The organism is Burkholderia stagnalis, from assembly GCF_902830275.1.
In the GTDB taxonomy this organism is placed as follows: Bacteria; Pseudomonadota; Gammaproteobacteria; order Burkholderiales; family Burkholderiaceae; genus Burkholderia; species Burkholderia stagnalis.
Window position 1 is genome coordinate 17,112 of the sequence record NZ_CADESW010000009.1, and the last position, 22,890, is coordinate 40,001.

Here is a 22,890-nt window from a genome sequence, read left to right on the forward strand (position 1 = left end):
CGCCATGTCCGCCACCTCCTCCGCGTCCACGCCCGCCGGCCGCCCGCTGCCGGCATGGGTCGCCACGCTCGGCGACTGGGCCCGCACCGACGGGGTCGCGTGGATCTACCTGTTCAAGGCGCTGCTCGCGGCGTTTCTCGCGCTCGGCATCTCGATGCGGCTCGACCTGCCGGCGCCGAAGACCGCGATGACGACGGTGTTCATCGTGATGCAGCCGCAAAGCGGCGCCGTGTTCGCGAAGAGCTTCTACCGGCTCGCGGGCACCTTCTTCGGGCTGATCGCGACGCTGTCGTTCGTCGGCCTGTTCCCGCAGCAGCCGCTGCTGTTCCTGCTCGCGGTCGCGCTGTGGGTCGCGATGTGCACGGCCGGCGCCGCGCGCAACCGCAACTTCCGCAGCTACGGCTTCCTGCTCGCCGGCTACACGGCCGCGCTGATCGGCCTGCCCGCGTCGCAGCACCCGGACGGCGCGTTCATGACCGCGATGACGCGCGCCGCCGAGATCGTGGTCGGGATCCTGTCGGCGGGCGTCGTCAGCGCGCTCGTGCTGCCGCAGTACACCGGCGAGCAGATGCGCACGACGGTGCGCCGGCGCTTCAGTGCGTTCGTCGACTACGTCGCGTCGGCGCTGTCCGGCCAGCTCGACCGCGCACACATCGAAAGCGTGCATACGCGCTTCGTCGCCGACGTGGTCGGCTTCGAGGCCGCGCGCAGCATGGCCGTGTTCGAACACCCCGACACGCGGATGAGAAGCGGCCGCCTCGCGCGCCTGAACAGCGAGTTCATGAGCGCGTCAAGCCGCTTCCACGCGCTGCACCAGCTGATGAACCGGCTGCACGCGGCCGGCGCGACCGCCGCGATCGCGGCGATCGAACCGTATTTCCGCGAGATCGCCCCGCTGCTCACGCACGACGGCGAGCCGGTGCGCACGTCGGCCGACGCGGCGCACGCGGCCGGGCAGCTGCTCGCGTGGCGCGACGCGCTGCCGCGCCGCATCCGCGCGACGCGCGCCGAGCTCGAGACGCAGCCCGACTTCCCGCTGCTCGACTTCGACACCGCCGCCGAGCTGCTGTACCGCTTCATCACCGACCTGCACGCGTATGCGGCGACCTACGCGTCGCTCGCGACCGCGACGCACGAGCGCGAGCGCTGGATCGAGCAATACGAGCCGCGCACCAACCTCACCGCCGCGCTGATCGCCGGCATCCGCACCGCGACCGTGATGCTGGTGCTCGGCTGGTTCTGGATCCAGACCGCCTGGCCGAACGGCGTGACGATGGTGCTGAACGCGGCCGCGGTCTGCGCGCTCGCGTCGTCGATGCCGCGCCCGACCGCGATGGCCTACCAGATGGCGATGGGCACCGTGCTCGCGTCGTTCATGGGGCTGATCGCGATGTTCGGCGTGTATCCGCGCATCGACGGCTTCGTGATGCTGTGCGTCGGGCTCGCGCCGTTCCTCGCGCTCGGGCTCTACCTGTCGATGAAGCCGAAGACGGCCGGCTACGGCGTCGGCTACTGCATCTTCTTCTGCACGCTCGCGGGCCCGGAAAACCTGATGCACTACGACCCGAGCGGCTTCATGAACGATGCGCTCGCGCTCGTGCTGTCGATGCTCGTGTCGTCGATCGCGTTCGCGGTGCTGTTCCCGCCGAGCGCGCCGTGGCTGAAGAAGCGCCTGTTCGCGGACCTGCGCCACCAGGCGGTCGCGGCCTGCCATGCGCGCCTCGCCGGCCTGCGCACGCGCTTCGAGAGCGGCGCGCGCGACCTGATGTACCAGGCGCACACGATCTCGACCGACCAGCCGGACGTGCAGCGCGACGCGCTGCGCTGGATGTTCGCGGTGCTCGAAGCCGGCAACGCGGCGATCGACCTGCGCGACGAGCTTGCGGCGCTGCCGCCCGACCCGCGCTACGCGCCGTCGATGCCGTGGCGTCGCGAGATCGAGACGATGCGCCACGCGCTGTCCGCGCTGTTCGCGAAGCCGGCCGCGGCCCGCTTCGACGCGACGCTCGCGGCCACCGTCGCCGCGATCGACGCGACCCGGCAGGCGCTCGACGCGTTCGCGCCGCCGCGCGACGAACGCCACCGGCTGCAGCGCATCCTGAGCCACCTGCATTTCGTGCGCACCGCGCTGCTCGACCCGGAATCGCCGCTCGCGTCGCTGAACCGCCGCGCCGCGCCCACCCAACAAGGAACCTCGTCATGATGCCGCGTGAACTCGCCATTCTCGATGCCTACATGCCCACGGTGGTGCTGATGTTCGTCATCGGCGCGCTGGCGACCTGGGCGGTCGACCGGCTGCTCGCCTACACCGGGCTCTACCGACTCGTCTGGCACCCGTCGCTGTTCCGGGCCTGCCTTCTCGTATGCATCTGCGGCGGACTGAGTCTCGCCGTTTACCGTTGAACCAACATAATCATGATCCTGCGAAAACTCTTCGGCTTCGCCGCGACGGCCGTCATCCTCATCGTCGCGATTCTGATCGGGCGCTCGTTGTGGGTGCACTACATGGACGATCCGTGGACGCGCGACGGGCGCGTGCGCGCCGAAATCGTCAACGTCGCGCCTGACGTGTCGGGCGCCATCGTCGACCTGCCGGTGCACGACAACCAGCTCGTGAAGAAAGGCGACCTGATCATGCAGATCGACCCGTCGCACTACCAGATCGCGGTCGAGCAGGCGCAGGCGGCCGTCGCCGCCCGCCGCGCGGAACTGCAGATGCGCCGCGACGACGCGGCCCGCCGCGCGGATCTCGACGCCCTCGTCGTGTCGAAGGAAAACCGCGAGAACGCGGCGCACAGCGCGTCGAGCGCCGACGCGCAGTACCAGCAGGCGCTCGCCGCGCTCGACGCCGCGAAGCTCAACCTCGAGCGCACGCGCGTGGTCGCGCCGGTCGACGGCTACATCACGAACCTGCAGACCTTCAAGGGCAACTACGCGACCGCAGGCCAGGCGAAGCTCGCGATCGTCGACAGCCATTCGTTCTGGGTCTACGGCTATTTCGAGGAAACCAAGCTGCCGCGCGTGAGCGTCGGCGCGCCGGCCGAAATGCGGCTGATGAGCGGCGGCGTGCTGAAGGGCCACGTCGAGAGCATCTCGCGCGGCATCTTCGACCGCGACAACCCGCAAAGCCGCGACCTCGTCGCCGACGTGAACCCGACCTTCAACTGGGTGCGCCTCGCGCAGCGCGTGCCGGTGCGGATCAAGATCGACGAGGTGCCGGCCGGCGTGCTGCTGTCGGCCGGCACGACCTGCACGGTGATCATCGATCCGGACAACAAGCGGAAGAAGTCGTAATCCGCGCGGGGCGCGCCGCCGCCCCGCCGTCACGCTCAGGCGTCGAACCGCACGTCAGGCCGCATAGCGGAAGCGGCCGACCAGCGCCTTCAGCGACTGCGCCTGATCGTCGAGCGCGCGCGCCGCGGCCGCGGCCTGCTCGACCAGCGCCGCGTTCTGCTGGGTGCCCGCATCCATCTGCGTGACCGCGCGGCCGATCTCGTCGATACCCGCGCTCTGCTCGCTCGACGCGGCCGAGATCTCGCCCATGATGTCGGTCACGCGCTTCACCGCGCGCACAATGTCGTCCATCGTGCGGCCCGCATCGTGCGCGAGCGCCGCGCCGTTCGCGACGCGATCGACCGACGCGCCGATCAGCGAGCGGATTTCCTTCGCGGCGGTGGCCGCGCGCTGCGCGAGCGAGCGCACCTCGCCCGCCACCACCGAGAAGCCGCGCCCCTGCTCGCCGGCCCGCGCCGCCTCGACTGCCGCGTTGAGCGCGAGGATGTTGGTCTGGAACGCGATTCCCTCGATCACGCCGATGATGTCGCGGATGCTCTTCGCGCTCTCGTCGATCTCGTTCATCGTCGCGACGACCCGGCCGACCACCTCGCCGCCCGCCTCCGCGACCGCCGACGCATTCCCGGCGAGCGTGCTCGCCTGCCGCGCGTTCTCGGCGTTCTGGCGCACCGTCGACGTCAGCTGCTCCATGCTGGCCGCGGTCTTCTCGAGCGCGACCGCCTGCTGCTCGGTGCGCTGCGACAGGTCGAGGTTGCCCATCGAGATCTCGCCGGACGCGGACGCGATCGCCTCGGCGCTGACCGCGATCTCGCGGACCGTCGACGCCAGCCCCGCCTGCATGTCGGACAGCGCGCGCACCATGCTGTCGCGGTCGTGTGCGCCAAGCGTGATCGGGCGAGTCAGGTCGCCGCTCGCGATATCGGCGGCGATCGCCTTCGCGTACGCGGGCTCGCCGCCGAGCTGCGCGACGAGGCGGCGCACCACCCGCTCGGCGATCACGAACGCGAGCACGATCAGCGCGACGGTCGATGCCGCGATCATCGCGAACGACGACGAGAAGATCGTGGCCGACGCATCGAGCGTCGCCTTCGATTTCGCGCCGCGCGTCTTCACGAGATCGGCGACGAGCTTCTCGAGCTTGCCCGTCTCCACCAGCAGCGACACGTCCTGCGTGCCGACCTGCCAGTTCATCTGCGACAGGTCGAGCGGCTGCGCGCGCACCAGCGTGACGAAATCGCGCAGATGGCCGCTCCACGTGCCGACCGCCGACGCGAACGCGCGCAGCCGCGCGGCATCGTCCGCGTCCTGCGCGTCCGCATCCTGCTGCAGCGCGCCGAGCGCCTTGCCGATCGACGCAAGCCCGGCATCGATCTCGGCGCCGAGCTCGTCGCGCTCCTTCGCGGTGGACGCGGTCAGCAGCATCTTCTGCGCGCGGCTCGCGCGCAGCACTTCGGCCCGCACGTCCTGCGCCGCGCGGCTCGCGACGTGCCCCTGCTCGTAGACCGATGCGATCGAGCCGTTCAGGCGGCTGATCTGCGCGAGCGAGAACACCCCCATCGCCAGCGTGCCGACCAGCAGCACCGCGAACGCGGCGCGCAGCGTGGCCTTCACGCTCCACGGCCGCCGCGCGGGCCGGGCTGCCCGTGCAGTGCGTCCGGCCCGCTTCGCGCCGTCGTCCGGCATCGCGACAGGAGCGTCCGGCTGCGGACGCAGAGTAGCTGCTTTCATCAGATGAGTCCCCGTATTGATCACGCGGCCGGAAAGGTCGGTTCCGGCGTCACCGCGATGGCTGCCGCGCCTGCGCGTCCGGCCCGGGGCGGCTTGTGGCCGGTGCCCGGGTCGGCGCGCTCGTTCTGGAATCTGTATCGGTTCTACGGCCGCCGTCGGCATTCCTTGAGTCCGGACGAACGTGTATCCGGCCCCGGCGGCGCCGGATATGGCGCGCGCCGCCAGCGTTATACCCGGCCAAAAAGCCGCACGCGCGACGATTCGTCCCTTGATGTCCTGTTCGCGACAAAACTTGTCCGGACATTCATGACACGCCACATTACACTCGTTTGACGCTGCAACGATTTCAACGCGCCGTCCCGCACAGAGCGCGCCCTCTACCTCAACTCGCCCAGCCTTCATGGAAACCAGCCTCGACACGCGCGCCGCCGGCCAGGCCGCGCCGGCCGCCCAGCCGTCCGCGGCGCCGGCCGCCGCCCGCACCGTCTATCCGATCCTCGGCGCGATCAGCTTCTCGCACCTGCTCAACGACATGATCCAGTCGTTGATCCTCGCGATCTACCCGATGCTCAAGAGCCAGTTCGCGCTGTCGTTCGCGCAGATCGGCCTGATCACGCTGACCTACCAGATCACCGCGTCGCTGCTGCAGCCGCTCATCGGCCTCTATACCGACAAGCGCCCGCAGCCGTATTCGCTGCCGGTCGGCATGGGCTTCACGCTGTCGGGGCTGCTGATGATGGCCGTCGCGCCGAATTTCACGATGCTGCTGGCCGCCGCGGCGCTGGTCGGCTGCGGCTCGTCGGTGTTCCATCCGGAATCGTCGCGCGTCGCGCGGATGGCGTCGGGCGGCCAGCACGGGCTCGCGCAGTCGGTGTTCCAGGTCGGCGGCAATGCCGGCTCCGCGCTCGGCCCGCTGCTCGCCGCGCTGGTGGTCATTCCGCACGGCCAGCACAGCATCGCGTGGTTCTCGGCGGCCGCGCTCGTCGCGATGGTGGTGCTCGCGTGGATCGGCCGCTGGTACCGGCAGCATCCGTCGATGAAGAAGAAGGCCGCGCATGCGGCGCACGCGACGCTGTCTCGCGGCCGCGTGATGGCCGCGGTCGGCGTGCTGGTGCTGCTCGTGTTCTCGAAGTATTTCTATCTGGCGAGCATCAACAGCTATTTCACGTTCTACCTGATCGACAAGTTCCACCTGTCGGTGCAGGCCGCGCAGCTCCACCTGTTCGTGTTCCTCGCGGCCGTGGCCGCCGGCACGCTGATCGGCGGGCCGATCGGCGACCGCATCGGCCGCAAGTACGTGATCTGGGTGTCGATCCTCGGCGTTGCGCCGTTCACGCTGCTGCTGCCGTACGCGAACCTGTTCTGGACCACCGTGCTGTCCGTGATCATCGGCGTCGTGCTCGCGTCGGCGTTCGCCGCGATCATCGTCTATGCGACGGAGCTGATGCCCGGCAAGGTCGGGATGGTGGCGGGGCTGTTCTTCGGGCTCTCGTTCGGCCTCGGCGGGGTCGGCGCGGCGGCGCTCGGCCAGCTCGCCGACGCAACGAGCATCACGCTCGTCTACAAGGTGTGCTCGTTCCTGCCGCTCATCGGCGTGCTGACGGTGTTCCTGCCGGACCTCAAAGGCAGCCGGCGCGCGTAGCGCCGGCAATGCGACGGGGCCGGCACGCGGCGAGGCGCGCCGGCGGCCCGGGGAATCGGACGGCGGCGGCCCTCAGGCCGCCGTCGCCGCATGCAGCGTCAGGAAACGCTTGAGGATGCCGGTCGAGTAGGCGCTGGCGATTTCCGCGAGGAAATGCGAGAAGGACTGGGTCGCGTGATCGTCGGCGGTGTCGGAGATCGTGCGCACGAGCGCGAACGGCACGCCGTGCTCGACGCACACCTGCGCGATCGCGGCGCCTTCCATCTCGACCGCGAGCGCATCGGGCAGCGCGTCGCGCAACGCGACGACCTCGCGCTCGCTCGACACGAAGCGGTCGCCGCTGATCACGAGCCCGTTGCGCAGCTGCGCGCCGGCGAGCCGGAAGCGCTCGGCGAGCGCGCCGCCCTCTTCCGCGATGAACTGCGCGCACGCGGCCTTCAGCCGCGCGGACAGCTCGGCGTCGGGTTCGAAATGCGTGATGCCGAGCAGCGGCACCTCGTAGCGCGGGAACAGCGGCGACGCATCGAGATCGTGCTGCAGCAGCGTATCCGCGACGACGACGTCGCCCACCCGCACCGCACGCGACACGCCGCCCGCCACGCCCGTGAACACGATGCCGGCGACGCCGAATACGTGGATCAGCGCACTGACCGTCGCCGCGGCCGCGACCTTGCCGACCCGCGCGAGCGTGACGACGCACGCCGCGCCGTGCACGACGCCGACGTGATAGTCGCGGCGGCCGAGCGTGACCGTCTCGACCGCACCTTCGGCGCGCATCGCGGCGATCAGGTCGCCGAGTTCCTCGGGCAGCGCGGCGAGAATGCCGAGCGGCTTGCCCGGCGAAGAAGACGTGATGCTCATTCGACCGCCTGCAGTTTCGCGACCGCCAGCGCGAGCCATTTCTCGCCGTGCCGCTTGAATTTCACCTGGGCCTTCGCATCCGCGCCGTTGCCTTCGAGCGCGGTGACGGTGCCTTCGCCGAATTTGGTGTGGAACACCTGCTGGCCGACCCGGAAGCCGGTGTCGGCCGCGCGCTGCTGGTTCGCGAACGCGGGCAGCGGCGCGGATACGGCCGCATCGACGATCTGCTCGCGACTGCCGCCGCCCGGCCGCGCGAACCAGTCGCGCCCCCAGGCCGCGTTGTCGCTGCGGCCGCCGCCCCAGCGCGAACCCGCCTCGACCTTCGGCGTCAGCCACTTCAGCACGTGCTGCGGCAGTTCGTCGAAGAAGCGCGAACGCACGTTGTAGCGCGTCTGGCCGTGCAGCATGCGGCTTTGCGCGAACGACAGGTAGAGCCGCTCCTTCGCGCGCGTGATCGCGACGTACATCAGGCGCCGCTCCTCCTCGAGGCCGTCGGATTCGAGCACGCTGTTCTCGTGCGGGAACAGCCCTTCCTCGAGGCCGGTGATGAACACCGCCGCGAATTCGAGCCCCTTCGCCGCGTGCACCGTCATCAGCTGCACGGCGTCCTGGCCGGCCTGCGCCTGGTTGTCGCCGGCCTCCAGCGACGCGTGCGACAGGAAGCCCGCGAGCGGCGTCATCGTGTCGGGGTTTTGCGCCGGGTCGCCGAGCGGCGCCGCGTCCAGCACGTCGACGGCCGCGCCGTCCGGCTGCGCGCGAAGCTCGGGCGCGGCGATCGCACCCGCGCGCAGCGGAATCGAGCGGGCCGGCGTGTCGAGCCCGTAGCCCTCCTCGCCGACGAACGCGGTGGCCGCGTTGACGAGTTCCTGCAAGTTCTCGAGCCGGTCCTGGCCTTCGCGCTCGCCCTGGTAGAAATCGGCCAGGCCGCTCGCGCGCACCACGTATTCGACCGTTTCCGGCAGGCTCATCTGCTGCGTGTCGGCACGCATCTTCGCGATCAGGTTCGCGAACGCGCCGAGGCTCGAGCCGGCCTTGCCGGTCACGTACGGAATCGCCGCGGCCATCGCGCAGCCGTACAGGCGCGCGGCATCTGCGAGCTGCTCGATCGAGCGCGCGCCGATGCCGCGCGCCGGGAAGTTCACGACGCGCGCGAACGCGGTGTCGTCGTTCGGGTTGTCGATCAGGCGCAGGTACGCGAGCGCGTGCTTGATTTCCTGCCGCTCGAAAAAGCGCAGGCCGCCATACACGCGGTACGCGATGCCGGCCGTCATCAGCGTGTGCTCGATCGCGCGCGACTGCGCGTTGCTGCGGTACAGGATCGCGACCTCGCTGCGCGCCATCCCGCTGTTGATCAGCGAGCGGATCTCCTCGACGATCCAGCCCGCTTCCTGCGAATCGGTGGCCGCCTCGTACACGCGCACGGGCTCGCCGTGGCCGGCATCCGTGCGCAGGTTCTTGCCGAGGCGGTGCGCGTTGTTCGAGATCAGGTGGTTCGCCGCGTCGAGGATGTTGCCGTGCGACCGGTAGTTCTGTTCGAGCTTGATCAGGTTGCGCACCCGGAACTCGTCCTCGAAGTCGCGCATGTTGCCGACGTTCGCGCCGCGGAACGCGTAGATCGACTGGTCGTCGTCGCCCACCGCGAAGATCGCGTTCTGGCCGCCCGCGAGCAGCTTCAGCCACGCGTACTGCAGCTTGTTCGTATCCTGGAACTCGTCGACGAGGATGTGCTTGAAGCGCGCCTGGTAATGCGCGCGCAGCGGCGGGTTGTGCGCGAGCAGCTCGTAGCAGCGCAGCAGCAGCTCGGGGAAGTCGACGACGCCCTCTCGCTGGCACTGCTGGTCGTAGGCCTGGTAGATCTCGACGAACTTGCGGTTGAAGCTGTCGGTCGCGTCGACCTTGTCGGGCCGCAGCCCCTGCTCCTTCGCATTGTTGATGAAGTACTGGACGTTCTTCGGCGGATACTTCTCGTCGTCGATGTTCGCGCCCTTCATCAGCCGCTTGATCGCGGACAGCTGGTCGGACGTGTCGAGGATCTGGAAGGTCTGCGGCAGGCCCGCGTCGCGGTAGTGCGCGCGCAGCATCCGGTTGCACAGGCCGTGGAACGTGCCGATCCACATCCCGCGCGTGTCGATCGGCATCATCGCCGACAGGCGCGCCATCATCTCGCGCGCGGCCTTGTTCGTGAAGGTGACGGCGAGCACGGTCGCGGGCGACGCGTAGCCCTGCTGGATCAGCCACGCGATCCGCGTGATCAGCACGCGCGTCTTGCCGCTGCCCGCCCCCGCGAGGATCAGCGCCGGTTCGTTCGGCAACGTGACGGCGGCGTATTGTTCAGGGTTCAGATTCGCGAGCAGATCGGGCATGGAGTGGCAGCGGGCGTGCGGTGGAACGTAAGTCCGCCATTATAAATCCGCCGCGCGACTTGCCGGGATCAGCGCGGCGCGACCCGTCGGCGCGGCGGGCGGTGACCGGCCGATGCGCATCCATTTATAATCGATGGTTTACGTATCCAATTCACGCATTTTTCAGCAAATTTCCGACCATGAGCGACAGCACGCTGGCGAAGAGTTTCGAGCCCCACACCATCGAGTCCCAATGGGGGCCGGAGTGGGAAAAACGCGGCTATGCCGCCCCGGCATTCGACCCGGCCCGGCCTGATTTCTCGATCCAGCTGCCGCCGCCGAACGTCACGGGCACGCTGCACATGGGCCACGCGTTCAACCAGACGATCATGGACGGCCTCACCCGCTACCACCGGATGCTCGGCGAGAACACGCTGTGGGTGCCGGGCACCGACCACGCGGGGATCGCAACCCAGATCGTCGTCGAGCGCCAGCTCGACGCGCAGGGCGTGTCGCGCCACGACCTCGGCCGCGAGAAGTTCGTCGAGCGCGTGTGGGAATGGAAGGAAAAATCGGGGTCGACGATCACGGGCCAGGTGCGCCGCCTCGGCGCGTCGCCCGACTGGTCGCGCGAATACTTCACGATGGACGACAAGATGTCGGCCGCCGTGCGCGACGTGTTCGTCACGCTCTATGAACAGGGCCTGATCTACCGCGGCAAGCGCCTCGTCAACTGGGATCCGGTGCTGCTCACCGCCGTGTCCGACCTCGAGGTCGCGAGCGAAGAGGAAAACGGCCACCTGTGGCACATCCGCTACCCGCTCGTCGACGGCTCGGGCACGCTGACCGTCGCGACCACCCGCCCCGAGACGATGCTCGGCGACGTCGCGCTGATGGTTCATCCGGAAGACGAGCGCTACGCGCACCTGATCGGCAAGCTCGTCACGCTGCCGCTGACGGGCCGCGAGATCCCGGTGATCGCCGACGACTACGTCGACCGCGAATTCGGCACCGGCGTCGTGAAGGTCACGCCGGCGCACGACTTCAACGACTACCAGGTCGGCCTGCGCCACAACCTCGCGCCGATCGAGATCCTGACGCTCGACGCGAAGATCAACGACAACGGCCCCGAGCAGTATCGCGGCCTCGACCGCTTCGACGCGCGCAAGGCGATCGTCGCCGACCTCGACGCGCAGGGCTTCCTCGATTCCGTGAAGCCGCACAAGCTGATGGTGCCGCGCGGCGACCGCACGGGCGTCGTGATCGAGCCGATGCTGACCGACCAGTGGTTCGTCGCGATGTCGAAGCCGGCGCCGGAAGGCACGTTCAACCCGGGCAAGTCGATCACCGACGTGTCGCTCGACGTGGTGCGCAGCGGCCAGATCAAGTTCGTGCCGGAAAACTGGACGACCACCTACTACCAGTGGCTCGAAAACATCCAGGACTGGTGCATCTCGCGCCAGCTGTGGTGGGGCCACCAGATTCCCGCGTGGTACGGCGAGAACGGCGAGGTGTTCGTCGCGCGCAACGAGGAAGAGGCGCGCGCGCAGGCGGCCGCGAAGGGCTACGCGGGCGCGCTCAAGCGTGACGAGGACGTGCTCGACACGTGGTTCTCGTCGGCGCTCGTGCCGTTCTCGTCGCTCGGCTGGCCGAACGAGACGCCGGAGCTGAAGCACTTCCTGCCGTCGTCGGTGCTCGTCACCGGCTTCGACATCATCTTCTTCTGGGTCGCCCGGATGGTGATGATGACGACCCACTTCACGGGTCAGGTGCCGTTCCACACCGTCTACGTGCACGGCCTCGTGCGCGACGCGGAAGGCCAGAAGATGTCGAAGAGCAAGGGCAACACGCTCGACCCGATCGACATCGTCGACGGCATCGACCTCGAAGCGCTGGTCGCGAAGCGCACGACGGGCCTGATGAACCCGAAGCAGGCCGCGACGATCGAGAAGAAGACGCGCAAGGAATTCCCGGACGGCATCGCCGCGTTCGGCACCGATGCGCTGCGCTTCACGATGGCGTCGATGGCGACGCTCGGCCGCAACGTGAACTTCGACCTCGCGCGCTGCGAAGGCTACCGCAACTTCTGCAACAAGCTGTGGAACGCGACGCGCTTCGTGCTGATGAACTGCGAAGGCCACGACTGCGGGCTCGACAAGCCGGAACTGTGCGGCGCGGGCGACTGCGGCCCCGGCGGCTACCTCGATTTCTCGGCGGCCGACCGCTGGATCGTGTCGCTGCTGCAGCGCACCGAGGCCGACATCGCGAAGGGCTTCGCCGACTACCGCTTCGACAACATCGCGAACAGCATCTACAAGTTCGTCTGGGACGAGTACTGCGACTGGTATCTCGAGCTCGCGAAGGTGCAGATCCAGAACGGCACGCCGGAGCAGCAGCGCGCGACGCGCCGCACGCTGCTGCGCGTGCTCGAGACGGTGCTGCGCCTCGCGCACCCGATCATCCCGTTCATCACGGAAGCGCTGTGGCAGAAGGTGGCGCCGCTCGCGGGCCGCTATCCGCCGGGCAAGGCCGAAGGCGAAGCGTCGCTGATGACGCAGCCGTATCCGGTCGCTGACCTGAAGAAGATCGACGAGGCGTCCGAGCAATGGGCGGCCGACCTGAAGGCGATCATCGACGCGTGCCGCAACCTGCGCGGCGAGATGAACCTGTCGCCGGCGACCAAGGTGCCGCTGCTCGCGGCCGGCGACGCCGAGCGCCTGCGCGCGTTCGCGCCGTACGTGCAGGCCCTCGCCCGCCTGTCCGACGTGCAGATCCTCGCGGACGAAGCCGCGCTCGACCAGGAAGCGCACGGCGCGCCGATCGCGATCGTCGGCCGGAACAAGCTGGTGCTGAAGGTGGAGATCGACGTCAAGGCGGAGCGCGAGCGCCTGTCGAAGGAAGTCGCGCGCCTGACGGGCGAGATCGCGAAATGCCAGGCGAAGCTCGGCAACGAGGCGTTCGTCGCGAAAGCGCCGCCCGCCGTGGTCGAGCAGGAGCAGAAGCGTCTCGCCGAGTTCCAGAGCACGCTCGAGAAGCTCGGCGCGCAACTCGAGCGGTTGCCCGCGTAACAAACCGTAAGGGTGTTTGCGCTCACTATAATGCGGGCGCGAACATCAACCGCAGTGTCGATTACAGGAACAAAGGTTCGATCATGTTGAAAGTCACCAAGGCAGTATTCCCGGTCGCAGGCCTCGGAACGCGCTTCCTGCCCGCGACCAAGGCCAGCCCGAAAGAGATGCTGCCGGTCGTCGACAAGCCGCTGATCCAGTACGCGGTCGAGGAAGCGATCGCCGCCGGCATCACGGAAATGATCTTCGTCACCGGGCGCAGCAAGCGTGCGATCGAGGACCACTTCGACAAGTCCTACGAAATCGAGGCGGAACTCGAGGCGCGCGGCAAGGAAAAGCTGCTGGAGCTGGTGCGCAGCATCAAGCCGAGCCACGTCGACTGCTTCTACGTGCGCCAGCCGGAAGCGCTCGGCCTCGGCCACGCGGTGCTGTGCGCGGAGAAGCTCGTCGCGGACAACCCGTTCGCGGTGATCCTCGCCGACGACCTGCTCGACGGCAACCCGCCCGTGATGAAGCAGATGGTCGACGTGTTCGACCACTATCACAGCTCGGTGATCGGCGTCGAAGAGATCCCGCCGTCGGAGACGAAGTCGTACGGCATCGTCGACGGCAAGGAATGGGAAGAGTCGATCATCAAGATGTCGGCGATCGTCGAGAAGCCGGCGCCGGAAGTCGCGCCGTCGAACCTCGGCGTGGTGGGCCGCTACATCCTGAAGCCGCGGATCTTCGAGCACCTGCGCGCGCTGAAGCCGGGCGCGGGCGGCGAGCTGCAGCTGACCGACGCGATCGAGGCGCTGCTCGCCGACGAGCAGGTGCTGGCCTACAAGTACCAGGGCACGCGCTACGACTGCGGCAGCAAGCTCGGCTACCTGAAGGCGACCGTCGAGTTCGCGCTGCGCCACCCGGAAGTCGGCACCGAGTTCGAAGAATACCTGCGCACGCGCGGCATCACGCCGCCGGCCGCATAACGCGGCCAGGGCCCGCGGCACCGCGGGCCCGCCGGATGGCCGGCGCGCTCAGCGCGCGGCCGGTTTCACCGAGACGACGCCCGGCATCCCGCCCGCGTCGTCTTTTTTCGTCTTCACGAGCCAGCCTTCGCCGGCCTCGAACGGCAGTTTCGCCAGCGCGCTCTTCACGAGCGCGGGCGCCGCATGCCCGGTTCCGGGCTCGCGATCGCGCAGCGCCGCCGACACGCGATACACGTCGGCGCCCGATTTCGCGTCGACGAACCGCAGCGTCAGCACGTGACGATAGACCGTGCCGGCGAACGGCAGCCCGAGCGGCGCCGGCCCGTCGACCATGACGCACGCGCTGCTCGCGCCGCCGCACTGCTCGGCCGACGCCGCGACCGCGGCGGGCTGCGTCGCATACGCGATCGACAGCCGGTAGCGCGCGCGCTCGGGCGCCTGCGCGTCGAACCCGCCGCGCGCAAGCTCGTCGTGCACGAGCGATTCGATCTGCTTGTATTCGGCGTCGTCCGCCTGCGCGGCGCTGCGCACGAACCCGTAGCCATGCCCGCCCGACGCGAACGCGTCCGGCCGCCCGACCGCGCTCACGCCGCTCGTCACGCCGGCGCACCCCGCCAACAGCCCCGCCGCCAGCGCGACGGCCGCCCATTCATGTTTCATGACTTCCCCCAATGCTTGCCGTCGTGCCCGGCCCTGTCAGGCGGACGGCTCGTCGATCGTGGGCAGCGCAACCGTCACCGCGGTGCCGACACCCACTTCGCTGTCGACCGACACGCTGCCGCCGTGGCGCGTGACGACCGTCTTCACGAATGCCATGCCGAGCCCGGAGCCCGAGATCTCGGGCCGCTCGCCGGCATGAAACCGCTTGAATCGTTCGAACAGATGCCGCTGGTCTTCCGGCGATATCCCGTAGCCCTGATCGCGAATCGTACAGGTCATCCGCTTCGCCGCGGGCTCGATCGACAGCGTACACGTGATCACGGTGTCGGTCGGACTGTACTTGACCGCGTTGTTCAGCAGGTTCACGAACGCGCGCGTGATCAACGAGCGATCCGCGCGCACCCAGCCCATCTCGCTGCCGACGTCGGTGTCGATGCGGATGCGCTTGGCCTGCGCCTGCGGCCACACCTCGTCGCTCGCATCGATCAGCACGTCGACGAAACTCGTCGCCTCGAGCTGGTACGCCTGCGATTCCGCGCGCGCAAGCTGCACGAACTCGTCGGCGAGCGACAGCGCGCGATGCGCATAACGCTCGATCCGCGCGAGCAGCCCGCGCACGTCGTCGGAGTCGACGCGCTGCCGCTCGATCTCGACGAGCGCGAGGATCGACGACTGCGGCGAGCGCATGTCGTGCGACAGCAGGTGCAGCGCCTCCTCGCGATGGCGCTCGGCCGCATGCAGCTCGGTCACGTCGACGAGGCCGGCGATCCAGCCGGTCACGCGGCCCTGCGCGTTCGTGCACGGCGCGTAGCGTAGCAGATGGTCGAGGCCGTCGCGATCGCGCACCTCGATGCCCCGCTCCATCGCATCGTGCTCGGCCGCGAGCGTCGGGTCGAGCGCGTCCGGCCAGTGCTGGCGCATCGCGGCGTCGTGTTCGGCATTGCCGTCGACCGTCTTCACGAAGGTCAGCTCGCCGAGCGCGGCGCGCAGCGGCGCGCCTTCCGGCAGCGGCAGCGCGAGCCGCGCCGAGTAGCGCTTCGCCGCGTGATTCGCGATCAGCACGGTGCCGGCCAGGTCGGTGACGAAGATCGGCTCGGGCATGCTGTCGAGGCTGTCCCACACGAACCGCTTCATGTCCTGCACGCGCTGCGCGGCCTGCGCCATCAGCGCCATCTGCCGTTCGAGCACGTCGCCGCCGACGCTGCGCGTGTGCGGCGCTTCCGGCAGCAGGTGCGGCTCGTCGGCGAGCCGCTCCAGCTCGCGGCGCAGGTGCGCCATCGTCATCTCGAGCCGCCGCCAGTTCCAGATCGGATACACGGCGATCAGCCCGAAGATCGCCGGCGCGGGCGACAGCCACAGCCGCGCTTCGTACAGCAGCGCCGCGCTCGCGCACACCGACAGCGCGGCGAGGCCCAGCGTCAGCAGCAGCGCGCGCCGCGGCGACAGCATCAGGAAGCCGGCCAGCAGCACCGCGAGCGGCAGCAGCGACGCGGCGAGCAGCCCGGCGCGCGACACCGGCGAGATGGCCCGGCCGGTGGTCAGCATGTCGAGCACGCCGGCGTGGATGTAGACGCCCGCGAGCGGGCCGAAGTCGCCCGACACGGGCGTCGCGAAGCGGTCGTACAGCCCGGACGCGGTCACGCCGACGACGACGATCTTGCCGCGCAGCGCGCCGGACGGCACACGGCCGGCGAGCACGTCGTCGAACGACAGCGTCGGGTACGCGGGCGTGTTGCGGTTGAACGGGATCAGATAGCGGCCCTCGCCGCGCGCATCGCGCGACAGGTCGTGCGCGCCGGCGCCCGGCGCGCCGGCGCCCGGCGCGCCGCCGGCCGGATGCAGCTTGCCGGCGCGAATCGCGTCGAACACCGGCACCATCAGCTGCGGCCAGCGCGTGCGGCCGTCGCTTTCGTACAGCGCGACGCTGCGCACGATGCCGTCGGGATCGACTTCGAGATTGATGTGGCCGAGGCCCGCGGCGCGCGCCGCGAGCTCGGGCACCGGCGGATCGACGGTGCGCGTGCCGTCCGGCCCCTCGGGGCTCAGCAGGATCGGCATGAAGGTCGGCACCCGGCCGAGCCCGGCCGCGAATTGCCGGTCATCCGGCGACGGCTCGGTGAACAGCACGTCGTAGACCACGGCAGCCGGCTGCGCGCGCGACAGCGCGTCGAGCAGCCGCGCGTGCACGCTGCGCGGCCACGGCCAGCGGCCGAGCGTCGCCACGCTCTGGTTGTCGATGTCGACGACGACGATATCGGGCGACAGCGGCAGGCTGCGCAGCATCAGCAGCCGGTCGTAGACCAAACCGTCGACGCTCGTCGACGCGCGGCCGAGCACGCACGCGACGATCACCGCGATGCCGAGACAGCCGATCGCGATCCATTCGACGAGGAAGCGGCGGCCGAGGCGCCGCCGCGGGGACACGGATTCGGGTTTCATGCGTCGCGGGTCAGCGCGACAACGTGAATGCGCCGACCGGACTCGTCTTCTCGTAGAAGCGGCCGCCGTCGAATTCCTCGACGGTCACCGCCCAGAAATACTCGCCCGGCGGCAGGTTCGCGACGACGATCTGCCGCGCCGTCAGGCCAACCTGGTCGACCACCGGCGCGCTCAGGTCCTTCGAGCGCGACAGCACGAAGCGGTAGCGCGCGTTCGCCCCCGCGCCGTTCGGCGACCAGCGGAACTCGTAGCCGTCGGGGCCGGGCGCTGCCGTCGCGTCGAGGCCCATCAGGCGCCGCTCGAACGCATAGGTGCGCGGCCGCCCTTCCAGGCCGTTCTCGTCGAGCGCGGCGATCCGCACGAAGTACTTGCCGTTCGGCACGCCGCGGAACACCGCGCGCGGCGCGTCGGTGCGGGTCTCGCTGAACAGGTCGAGCAGCCCGGCGTCATGCGCCAGCTGCACGTGATAGCCGCGCGCCAGCGCGAGCGGCACGACGTCGAACGCGACGTCGGCCTCGTCCTGCACCTTGGCCGGCGCCGCGAGCGCGGGCGCGGGCAGCAGCTGGACCGGCGCGCCGACCGCGCCCGACGAGGTCGCGACGCTGCCATAGTTCGCGGGCACGAGCGTCGCGTCCGCCGGACGCTGGCCGCGCGCGACGCCCACGGCGCCGTCGAGCACCTCGACGCGCGTCGTCGCCTTGCCGGCGGCATCGTAATTGACCCGGAAGCGCGTGCCGCGCACGCCCGCCACGACCGACGGCGAGCGGATCTGGAAGCGATCGTCGCGCTTCTTCAGGTGCGTGACTTCACTGTCGACCGTGCCGCGCGTCAGCTCGAACTCGCGGTCGAGGGTGCCGGTCAGCACGGTGCGGCGCAGCGTCTTCAGGTCGAGCTGGCTGTCGGGCGGCAGGCTCATGTGCGTGCCGTCGGCGAGCTCGAGCGTCACGAAGCCGTTCGCACCGGTACGCACGCGGTCGCCTTCGGTCAGCGTCGCATCGACCGCGAGCGGCGCATAAGCGTCGCCGGACCCGCGCTCGGCCGGCCCCTGCACCGCGACCACGCGGGCGGACAGCCGCTCCTTGCGCAGCCGCGCGACCGGCAGCTTCAGCGCGATGCCGGGCTGCAGGCGCTTCGGCGCGGGCACGCCGTTCATCTGTGCAAGCACTTGCCAGTCGTCCGGGCCCTGCAGGTAGCGTTCGGCGACGTCGTACAGCGTGTCGCCGGCGCGGGTCGTATAGACGACCGTCTTGCCGGCCGCGCGGGCCGGCGGTTTCGCGTGCGCCGGCTGGGCCGCGACGACGGCGGCCAGCAGGCACGCGCCGCAACCCGCCGTGCGTAGCGTACGGAACGTGCGTCGGCCGATCTCCATGCTCACTCCGGTTCCCCTTGGCCGACCCGTTCGAGCCGGTAGCCATAGCCATAGATCGGCGCGAGCCGGTAGCCGTTCTCCGGGCGCAGGCCGAGCTTCGTGCGCAGCATCGAGATGTGCGTATCCATCGTGCGCGACGGGATGTCGGTCGCCTGTTTCCACACGAGGTCGAGAATGTGCGCGCGCGACAGCGGCCGGTCGAGGTGCTGGAACAGCAGCAGCGCGAGCTCGAATTCCTTCTGCGTGAGGCTCACCGGCTTGTCGCCGACGTACGCCTGCTTCAGGTTCACGTCGAAGCGGAACTGGTCGAATTCGCGCACCGCCGCCTCGGGGTTGACCGGATACGCGCGGCGCAGCAGCGAGCCGATGCGCGCGCGCAGGATCGGGCCGGACACCGGCTTGACGACGTAGTCGTCCGCGCCGGCGTTGAGGATCTGCGTGATCCCGGCTTCGTCGTCGCGGCTCGTCATGAAGATGATCGGCAGGCTGTGCTCGGTCTGATTGGCACGCACCCACTTCAGCACCTCCTCGCCGGACATGTCGGGCACGTTCCAGTCGAGCACCAGCAGATCGAAGGTTTCGCGCTGCAGGCGCTTCTTCAGCGCCTTGCCTTCCTTGAAGGCGTAGCAGGTATGGCCCGCGGCCGTCAGCGTTTGACTGACGAAGTCGGTTTGGGCCGGATCGTCATCCAGTACAGCAATTCTCATAGCACCCCGCAAAACGAAATCCATTCGTCCAGTTCAGCTCCTCGCACTCCCCGCGGCGCCGCCTGCGGCAGGCGCGCCGGCATTGCATCTCGCCGGCCGGCGAGCCATGCATCCATTGGCGCGCCGCGCGCACGAACGAATGGACCCCGCATATATCTCAAAAACGGGGCGCGGACGAACCGGCGATTCCACCATAGTAGTATGAAAATCGCCAAGGATTTGCGCGGACGGTCGACCTTTCTTCGAATAATCCTTCCCGAAACACGTGCCGCACGGTTAATCGATCTGCGCGGCATCCATCCGCTGCGCGTCGGCCATCGCCGGGTGCCGCAGCTCCGGCTGCCGCAGCATCCGCAGCAGTTGCCCGCGCACCCGCTCCCACGCGGCGCCCGCATAATCGGGCTGGCTCGCCGCCCACGCGTGGGCCAGGTCGAACACGCGCTCGACGGTCGCCGCGCAATGCGTGATGCCCGGCGCCCCGTCCGGCACGGTTTCGCGCAGCCATTCGGCGAGCCACGGCATCTCCGCCGCGACCGAATCCGCATATGCTTCGAGCGCGGCGCGCGCGTGACGGTCCCGCTGCGGGTCGAGCTCGACGCGGCTCGCCCCCGGTGTGCGCGCAGTCGCGATGTGTTCCGCTTCCGACGGACTGCGATTGGTCCCCGGTCTGAAGGGCATGTCCTTTCCCCGTGTACGACGGTAGCGTCAGGCATGGCCCCCGTGCCTACCTCGAATCGACGTACCGTGGCCGGCGCGTCCATTGAGCGCGGACGACCGGCCGGGTCAGTATACGCAGCCGTCGGCGAAGCGAGGTTTAAGAATTGTCAGAGCGGGGCCCCGCCCTTGCCGGGCGGCAGGTGGCGCGCAGCGCCCGTCAACGGCGGCGCATCAGGAACACGAAGGTCTTGTCCTGGGTCGACGATTCGACGATCTCGTTGCCCGTCTGTTTCGCGAACGCGGCGAAATCGCGCTGCGAGCCGGGATCGGTCGCGAGCACCTTGAGGATCTGCCCGCTTTCCATGTCTGCGAGCGCTTTTTTCGCCCGCAGGATCGGCAGCGGGCAATTGAGCCCGCGCGCGTCCACTTCCTTGTGAATCTGCATCGGCTTTCGACCTTCGAATGACGCGCCGCATGCGGCGCTGGGGAAGCGAGGATTTTACCGCAGCGCCGCCGTGCCTGCCGCGCATGCCGCCCGCCGGGGCCGCGGCTCATCCGCGCGAAAACCCGCCGGCGAGCTGCGTGCGCAGGTACTTCACCAGCACGCGCACCGTATTCGGCACGACCGGGCTGTACGGCCGGATCGCGAAGATGTGGTCGCCGAACGCGCCCGACGGGCGCCAGCCGTCGAGCAGCGTGACGAGATGGCCGGCATCGATGTCCCGCTGCGCGGAGAAATCCGGCAGCAGCGCGATGCCGAGCCCGCCGAGCGCGGCTTCGCGCATCGCTTCGCTGTTGTTGGCCGCGAAGCTGCCGCGCACCGGCACGCTCACGCGGCTGCGGCGCCGGTCGTGCGGCTCGAAGCTCCAGGCCGCCGGCTCGCTGCCGCGCAGGTAGCACAGGCAGTCGTGCTCGGCCAGCTCGGCCGGATGCGCGGGCGTGCCGCGCGCGTCGAGGTACGCGCGGCTCGCGACGAGCAGCGAGCGCGTGTCGCACAGCTTCCAGGCCACGTGCGTCTGCGGCGCGGTGGTCGCATGGCGGATCGCGAGATCGAAGCCCTCCTGCGTGAGCGAGTACAGCCGGTCCGACAGATCCAGCTCGATCCGCACCGCCGGATACTGCCGGATGAAATCCGGGATGCGCGGCACGATCTGCTGCCGCCCCAGCGCGACCGGCGCCGTCACGCGCACCAGGCCGCGCGGCTCGCCCGCCATCTCCTTCACGCGCGCGAAGTTCAGCCCGATCGTTTCGTAGGCCTCGCGCGTGCTGTCGACGAGGGTCTGGCCGGCCTCGGTGAGACGCACGCTGCGCGTCGTGCGGCGCACGAGCGGCACGCCCGCGGCCTTCTCGAGATCGGCGATGCGCTGGCTCATCGCGGCCTTGCTGATCCCCAGCCGCTGCGCGGCGGCCGTGAAGCTGCCGCTCGCGGCGAGCACCGTCAGCGAGTGGATGTGCGGCCAGAGCGCCTGGACATTTTGCTGATTCATGCAGCGATTATTCAGAATTCTGAACAGTGAATCAATCTGAACGGCCTTCTCCGCCCCCGTGCGATTGCCTAGACTGCAGCTTCCCCCACCCCACCAGATCAGACCAGGAGGAGACGGATGAATCCGGTACCCGCGTTCACTTCGGCCGACGACGTCGGCCACTATGTCGGCGGCGCACCGCTGGCCGGCCGCAGCGGCCGCTTCCAGGACGTATTCAACCCCGCGCTCGGCAGCGCGGCCCGCCGCGTCGCGCTCGCCGACGAGGACGAGGTGCAGCAGGCCGTCGCGGCCGCCCACGCTGCGTTCCCCGCGTGGGCGGCCACGCCGCCGATCCGGCGCGCGCGCGTGATGCACCGCTTCCTGCAATTGATGAACGAGCACCGCGATACGCTCGCGGCAATCATCACGGCCGAGCACGGCAAGGTGTTTTCCGATGCGCAGGGCGAAGTCGCGCGCGGCATCGACATCGTCGAGTTCGCATGCGGGATCCCGCAACTGCTGAAGGGCGACTTCACCGACCAGGTCAGCACCGGCATCGACAACTGGACGATGCGCGAGCCGCTCGGCGTGGTCGCCGGCATCACGCCGTTCAATTTCCCGTGCATGGTGCCGTGCTGGATGTTCCCGGTCGCGATCGCGGCGGGCAACACGTTCGTGCTCAAGCCGAGCGAACGCGACCCGTCGGCGTCGCTGTTCATCGCCGACCTGCTCGCGCAGGCCGGCCTGCCGGCCGGCGTGTTCAACGTCGTGCAGGGCGACAAGCGCGCCGTCGACGCGCTGCTCGAACACCCGGACGTGCAGGCGGTCAGCTTCGTCGGCTCGACGCCGATCGCCGCCTACGTGCAGCAGCGCGGCGTGCAGTTCGGCAAGCGCGTGCAGGCGCTCGGCGGCGCGAAGAACCACCTGGTCGTAATGCCCGACGCGAACCTCGACCAGGCGGTCGACGCGCTGATCGGCGCGGCGTACGGCTCGGCGGGCGAACGCTGCATGGCGATCAGCATCGCGGTGCTGGTCGGCGACGTGGCCGAGCGCATCGTGCCGGCGCTGGCCGAGCGCGCGCGCAAGCTCGTGATCGGCGACGGCATGATGCCCGAGGCCGAGATGGGCCCGATCGTCACGCGCGAAGCATTGCAGCGGATCGAAGGCTACGTGGAACTCGGCGTCGCGGAAGGCGCGCAGCTGGTGGTCGACGGCCGCGGCCTGCGCGTGCCGGGCCGCGAGGCCGGCTTCTTCACCGGCGGCACGCTGTTCGACCACGTCACGCCCGACATGCGGATCTACCAGGAAGAAATCTTCGGGCCGGTGCTCGGCTGCGTGCGCGTGAAGGATTTCGGCGAGGCCGTGTCGCTGATCAACGCGCACGAGTACGGCAACGGCGTGTCGTGCTTCACCAGCGACGGCGGCATCGCGCGCGAATTCGCGCGCCGCATCCAGGTCGGCATGGTCGGGATCAACGTGCCGATTCCCGTGCCGATGGCCTGGCATGGCTTCGGCGGCTGGAAGAAGAGCCTGTTCGGCGACATGCATGCGTACGGCGAGGAAGGCGTGCGCTTCTACACGCGGCAGAAGTCGATCATGCAGCGCTGGGCGTCGAGCATCGGCAAGGGCGCCGAGTTCGCGATGCCGACCGCGAAATGACGCACTGCCCGGCCCGGTGCGCAGCGGTAT

General features: G+C 69.4%; 17 protein-coding genes. 7 read left to right on the top strand and 10 right to left on the bottom strand.

The genetic code is table 11. The features are described 5' to 3' along the window. Positions 1–4: 4 nt before the first annotated feature. Genes HWY45_RS17205 through HWY45_RS17215 form a run of 3 tightly spaced genes read left to right on the top strand, consistent with a single transcriptional unit; the run spans position 5 to position 3,294 of the window. On the top strand, positions 5–2,203 hold the full coding sequence (locus HWY45_RS17205; RefSeq protein WP_059885636.1) for an FUSC family protein: 2,199 nt from the start codon (positions 5–7) through the stop codon (positions 2,201–2,203). Further along, a complete protein-coding gene (locus HWY45_RS17210) occupies positions 2,200–2,403 on the top strand; it encodes a DUF1656 domain-containing protein (protein ID WP_010092591.1) in 204 nt (67 codons plus the stop codon). The genes HWY45_RS17205 and HWY45_RS17210 overlap by 4 nt, the downstream gene beginning before the upstream one ends. A 12-nt stretch (positions 2,404–2,415) precedes the next feature. Continuing rightward, a complete protein-coding gene (locus HWY45_RS17215) occupies positions 2,416–3,294 on the top strand; it encodes an efflux RND transporter periplasmic adaptor subunit (protein WP_059567140.1) in 879 nt (292 codons plus the stop codon). A gap of 54 nt (positions 3,295–3,348) precedes the next feature. On the opposite strand, the gene HWY45_RS17220 is transcribed toward HWY45_RS17215, so the two are convergent. After that, positions 3,349–5,022: a methyl-accepting chemotaxis protein gene (locus tag HWY45_RS17220; protein WP_059885634.1), complete on the bottom strand. Its 1,674-nt coding sequence runs from the start codon at positions 5,020–5,022 to the stop codon at positions 3,349–3,351. A gap of 400 nt (positions 5,023–5,422) precedes the next feature. On the opposite strand from HWY45_RS17220, the gene HWY45_RS17225 reads away from it, so the two are divergent. Further along, the gene (locus HWY45_RS17225; RefSeq protein ID WP_059885631.1) at positions 5,423–6,664 is read left to right on the top strand and encodes an MFS transporter; all 1,242 of its coding nucleotides are present in this window, start codon (positions 5,423–5,425) and stop codon (positions 6,662–6,664) included. 72 nt (positions 6,665–6,736) lie between these two features. On the opposite strand, the gene HWY45_RS17230 is transcribed toward HWY45_RS17225, so the two are convergent. Both HWY45_RS17230 and HWY45_RS17235 read right to left on the bottom strand, forming a co-directional pair. Then, complete coding sequence (locus HWY45_RS17230; RefSeq protein WP_059885629.1) at positions 6,737–7,525, bottom strand: 5'-methylthioadenosine/adenosylhomocysteine nucleosidase; 789 nt, start codon at positions 7,523–7,525, stop codon at positions 6,737–6,739. Continuing rightward, entirely contained in the window at positions 7,522–9,888 is a 2,367-nt protein-coding gene (locus HWY45_RS17235) for a UvrD-helicase domain-containing protein (protein WP_059567132.1), read from the bottom strand. Before HWY45_RS17235 ends, HWY45_RS17230 begins: the two co-directional genes overlap by 4 nt. 179 nt (positions 9,889–10,067) lie before the next feature. Between HWY45_RS17235 and HWY45_RS17240 the strand changes: the two genes are divergently transcribed. After that, positions 10,068–12,935, top strand: coding sequence for a valine--tRNA ligase (locus HWY45_RS17240; protein WP_059885627.1), 2,868 nt, complete (start codon positions 10,068–10,070; stop codon positions 12,933–12,935). An 83-nt stretch (positions 12,936–13,018) separates the two neighbouring features. After that, the gene (galU, locus tag HWY45_RS17245) at positions 13,019–13,903 is read left to right on the top strand and encodes a UTP--glucose-1-phosphate uridylyltransferase GalU (protein WP_059567128.1); all 885 of its coding nucleotides are present in this window, start codon (positions 13,019–13,021) and stop codon (positions 13,901–13,903) included. Between the two features lie 48 nt (positions 13,904–13,951). Here galU and HWY45_RS17250 read toward each other — a convergent pair whose 3' ends face one another. From HWY45_RS17250 to HWY45_RS17280, 7 genes are all read right to left on the bottom strand, one after another. Further along, a complete protein-coding gene (locus tag HWY45_RS17250) occupies positions 13,952–14,563 on the bottom strand; it encodes a DUF4136 domain-containing protein (RefSeq protein WP_059805573.1) in 612 nt (203 codons plus the stop codon). A gap of 36 nt (positions 14,564–14,599) precedes the next feature. Continuing rightward, positions 14,600–17,002, bottom strand: a complete 2,403-nt coding sequence (locus HWY45_RS17255; protein ID WP_059885625.1) for a CHASE2 domain-containing protein — start codon at positions 17,000–17,002, stop codon at positions 14,600–14,602. Positions 17,003–17,012: 10 nt separating this feature from the next. Beyond that, positions 17,013–18,371 carry a FecR domain-containing protein gene (locus HWY45_RS17260; protein ID WP_059805568.1) on the bottom strand — a complete coding sequence of 453 codons (1,359 nt, stop codon included), beginning with the start codon at positions 18,369–18,371 and terminating at the stop codon, positions 17,013–17,015. A 2-nt stretch (positions 18,372–18,373) separates the two neighbouring features. Next, positions 18,374–19,078, bottom strand: a complete 705-nt coding sequence (locus HWY45_RS17265) for a response regulator transcription factor (protein ID WP_059567120.1) — start codon at positions 19,076–19,078, stop codon at positions 18,374–18,376. 276 nt (positions 19,079–19,354) lie between these two features. Beyond that, the gene (locus tag HWY45_RS17270; protein WP_059885623.1) at positions 19,355–19,756 is read right to left on the bottom strand and encodes a hypothetical protein; all 402 of its coding nucleotides are present in this window, start codon (positions 19,754–19,756) and stop codon (positions 19,355–19,357) included. A 196-nt stretch (positions 19,757–19,952) separates the two neighbouring features. Beyond that, entirely contained in the window at positions 19,953–20,180 is a 228-nt protein-coding gene (locus HWY45_RS17275) for a sulfurtransferase TusA family protein (protein ID WP_038713912.1), read from the bottom strand. Positions 20,181–20,286: 106 nt separating this feature from the next. Further along, positions 20,287–21,222: a LysR family transcriptional regulator gene (locus HWY45_RS17280; RefSeq protein WP_059885621.1), complete on the bottom strand. Its 936-nt coding sequence runs from the start codon at positions 21,220–21,222 to the stop codon at positions 20,287–20,289. Between the two features lie 117 nt (positions 21,223–21,339). On the opposite strand from HWY45_RS17280, the gene HWY45_RS17285 reads away from it, so the two are divergent. After that, positions 21,340–22,860, top strand: coding sequence for a CoA-acylating methylmalonate-semialdehyde dehydrogenase (locus HWY45_RS17285; RefSeq protein WP_059885619.1), 1,521 nt, complete (start codon positions 21,340–21,342; stop codon positions 22,858–22,860). The last annotated feature ends 30 nt before the right edge of the window (positions 22,861–22,890 follow it).

Bases quoted from the DNA above. Each gene is read 5' to 3' on its own strand.
- HWY45_RS17280 (WP_059885621.1), bottom strand. From the start codon at position 21,222: ATGAATCAGCAAAATGTCCAGGCGCTCTGGCCGCACATCCACTCGCTG.
- HWY45_RS17205 (WP_059885636.1), top strand. From the start codon at position 5: ATGTCCGCCACCTCCTCCGCGTCCACGCCCGCCGGCCGCCCGCTGCCG.
- HWY45_RS17210 (WP_010092591.1), top strand. From the start codon at position 2,200: ATGATGCCGCGTGAACTCGCCATTCTCGATGCCTACATGCCCACGGTG.
- HWY45_RS17250 (WP_059805573.1), bottom strand. From the start codon at position 14,563: ATGAAACATGAATGGGCGGCCGTCGCGCTGGCGGCGGGGCTGTTGGCG.
- HWY45_RS17240 (WP_059885627.1), top strand. From the start codon at position 10,068: ATGAGCGACAGCACGCTGGCGAAGAGTTTCGAGCCCCACACCATCGAG.
- HWY45_RS17225 (WP_059885631.1), top strand. From the start codon at position 5,423: ATGGAAACCAGCCTCGACACGCGCGCCGCCGGCCAGGCCGCGCCGGCC.
- HWY45_RS17215 (WP_059567140.1), top strand. From the start codon at position 2,416: ATGATCCTGCGAAAACTCTTCGGCTTCGCCGCGACGGCCGTCATCCTC.
- HWY45_RS17230 (WP_059885629.1), bottom strand. From the start codon at position 7,525: ATGAGCATCACGTCTTCTTCGCCGGGCAAGCCGCTCGGCATTCTCGCC.
- galU (WP_059567128.1), top strand. From the start codon at position 13,019: ATGTTGAAAGTCACCAAGGCAGTATTCCCGGTCGCAGGCCTCGGAACG.
- HWY45_RS17260 (WP_059805568.1), bottom strand. From the start codon at position 18,371: ATGGAGATCGGCCGACGCACGTTCCGTACGCTACGCACGGCGGGTTGC.
- HWY45_RS17275 (WP_038713912.1), bottom strand. From the start codon at position 20,180: ATGCAGATTCACAAGGAAGTGGACGCGCGCGGGCTCAATTGCCCGCTG.
- HWY45_RS17285 (WP_059885619.1), top strand. From the start codon at position 21,340: ATGAATCCGGTACCCGCGTTCACTTCGGCCGACGACGTCGGCCACTAT.
- HWY45_RS17235 (WP_059567132.1), bottom strand. From the start codon at position 9,888: ATGCCCGATCTGCTCGCGAATCTGAACCCTGAACAATACGCCGCCGTC.
- HWY45_RS17255 (WP_059885625.1), bottom strand. From the start codon at position 17,002: ATGAAACCCGAATCCGTGTCCCCGCGGCGGCGCCTCGGCCGCCGCTTC.
- HWY45_RS17270 (WP_059885623.1), bottom strand. From the start codon at position 19,756: ATGCCCTTCAGACCGGGGACCAATCGCAGTCCGTCGGAAGCGGAACAC.
- HWY45_RS17220 (WP_059885634.1), bottom strand. From the start codon at position 5,022: ATGAAAGCAGCTACTCTGCGTCCGCAGCCGGACGCTCCTGTCGCGATG.
- HWY45_RS17265 (WP_059567120.1), bottom strand. From the start codon at position 19,078: ATGAGAATTGCTGTACTGGATGACGATCCGGCCCAAACCGACTTCGTC.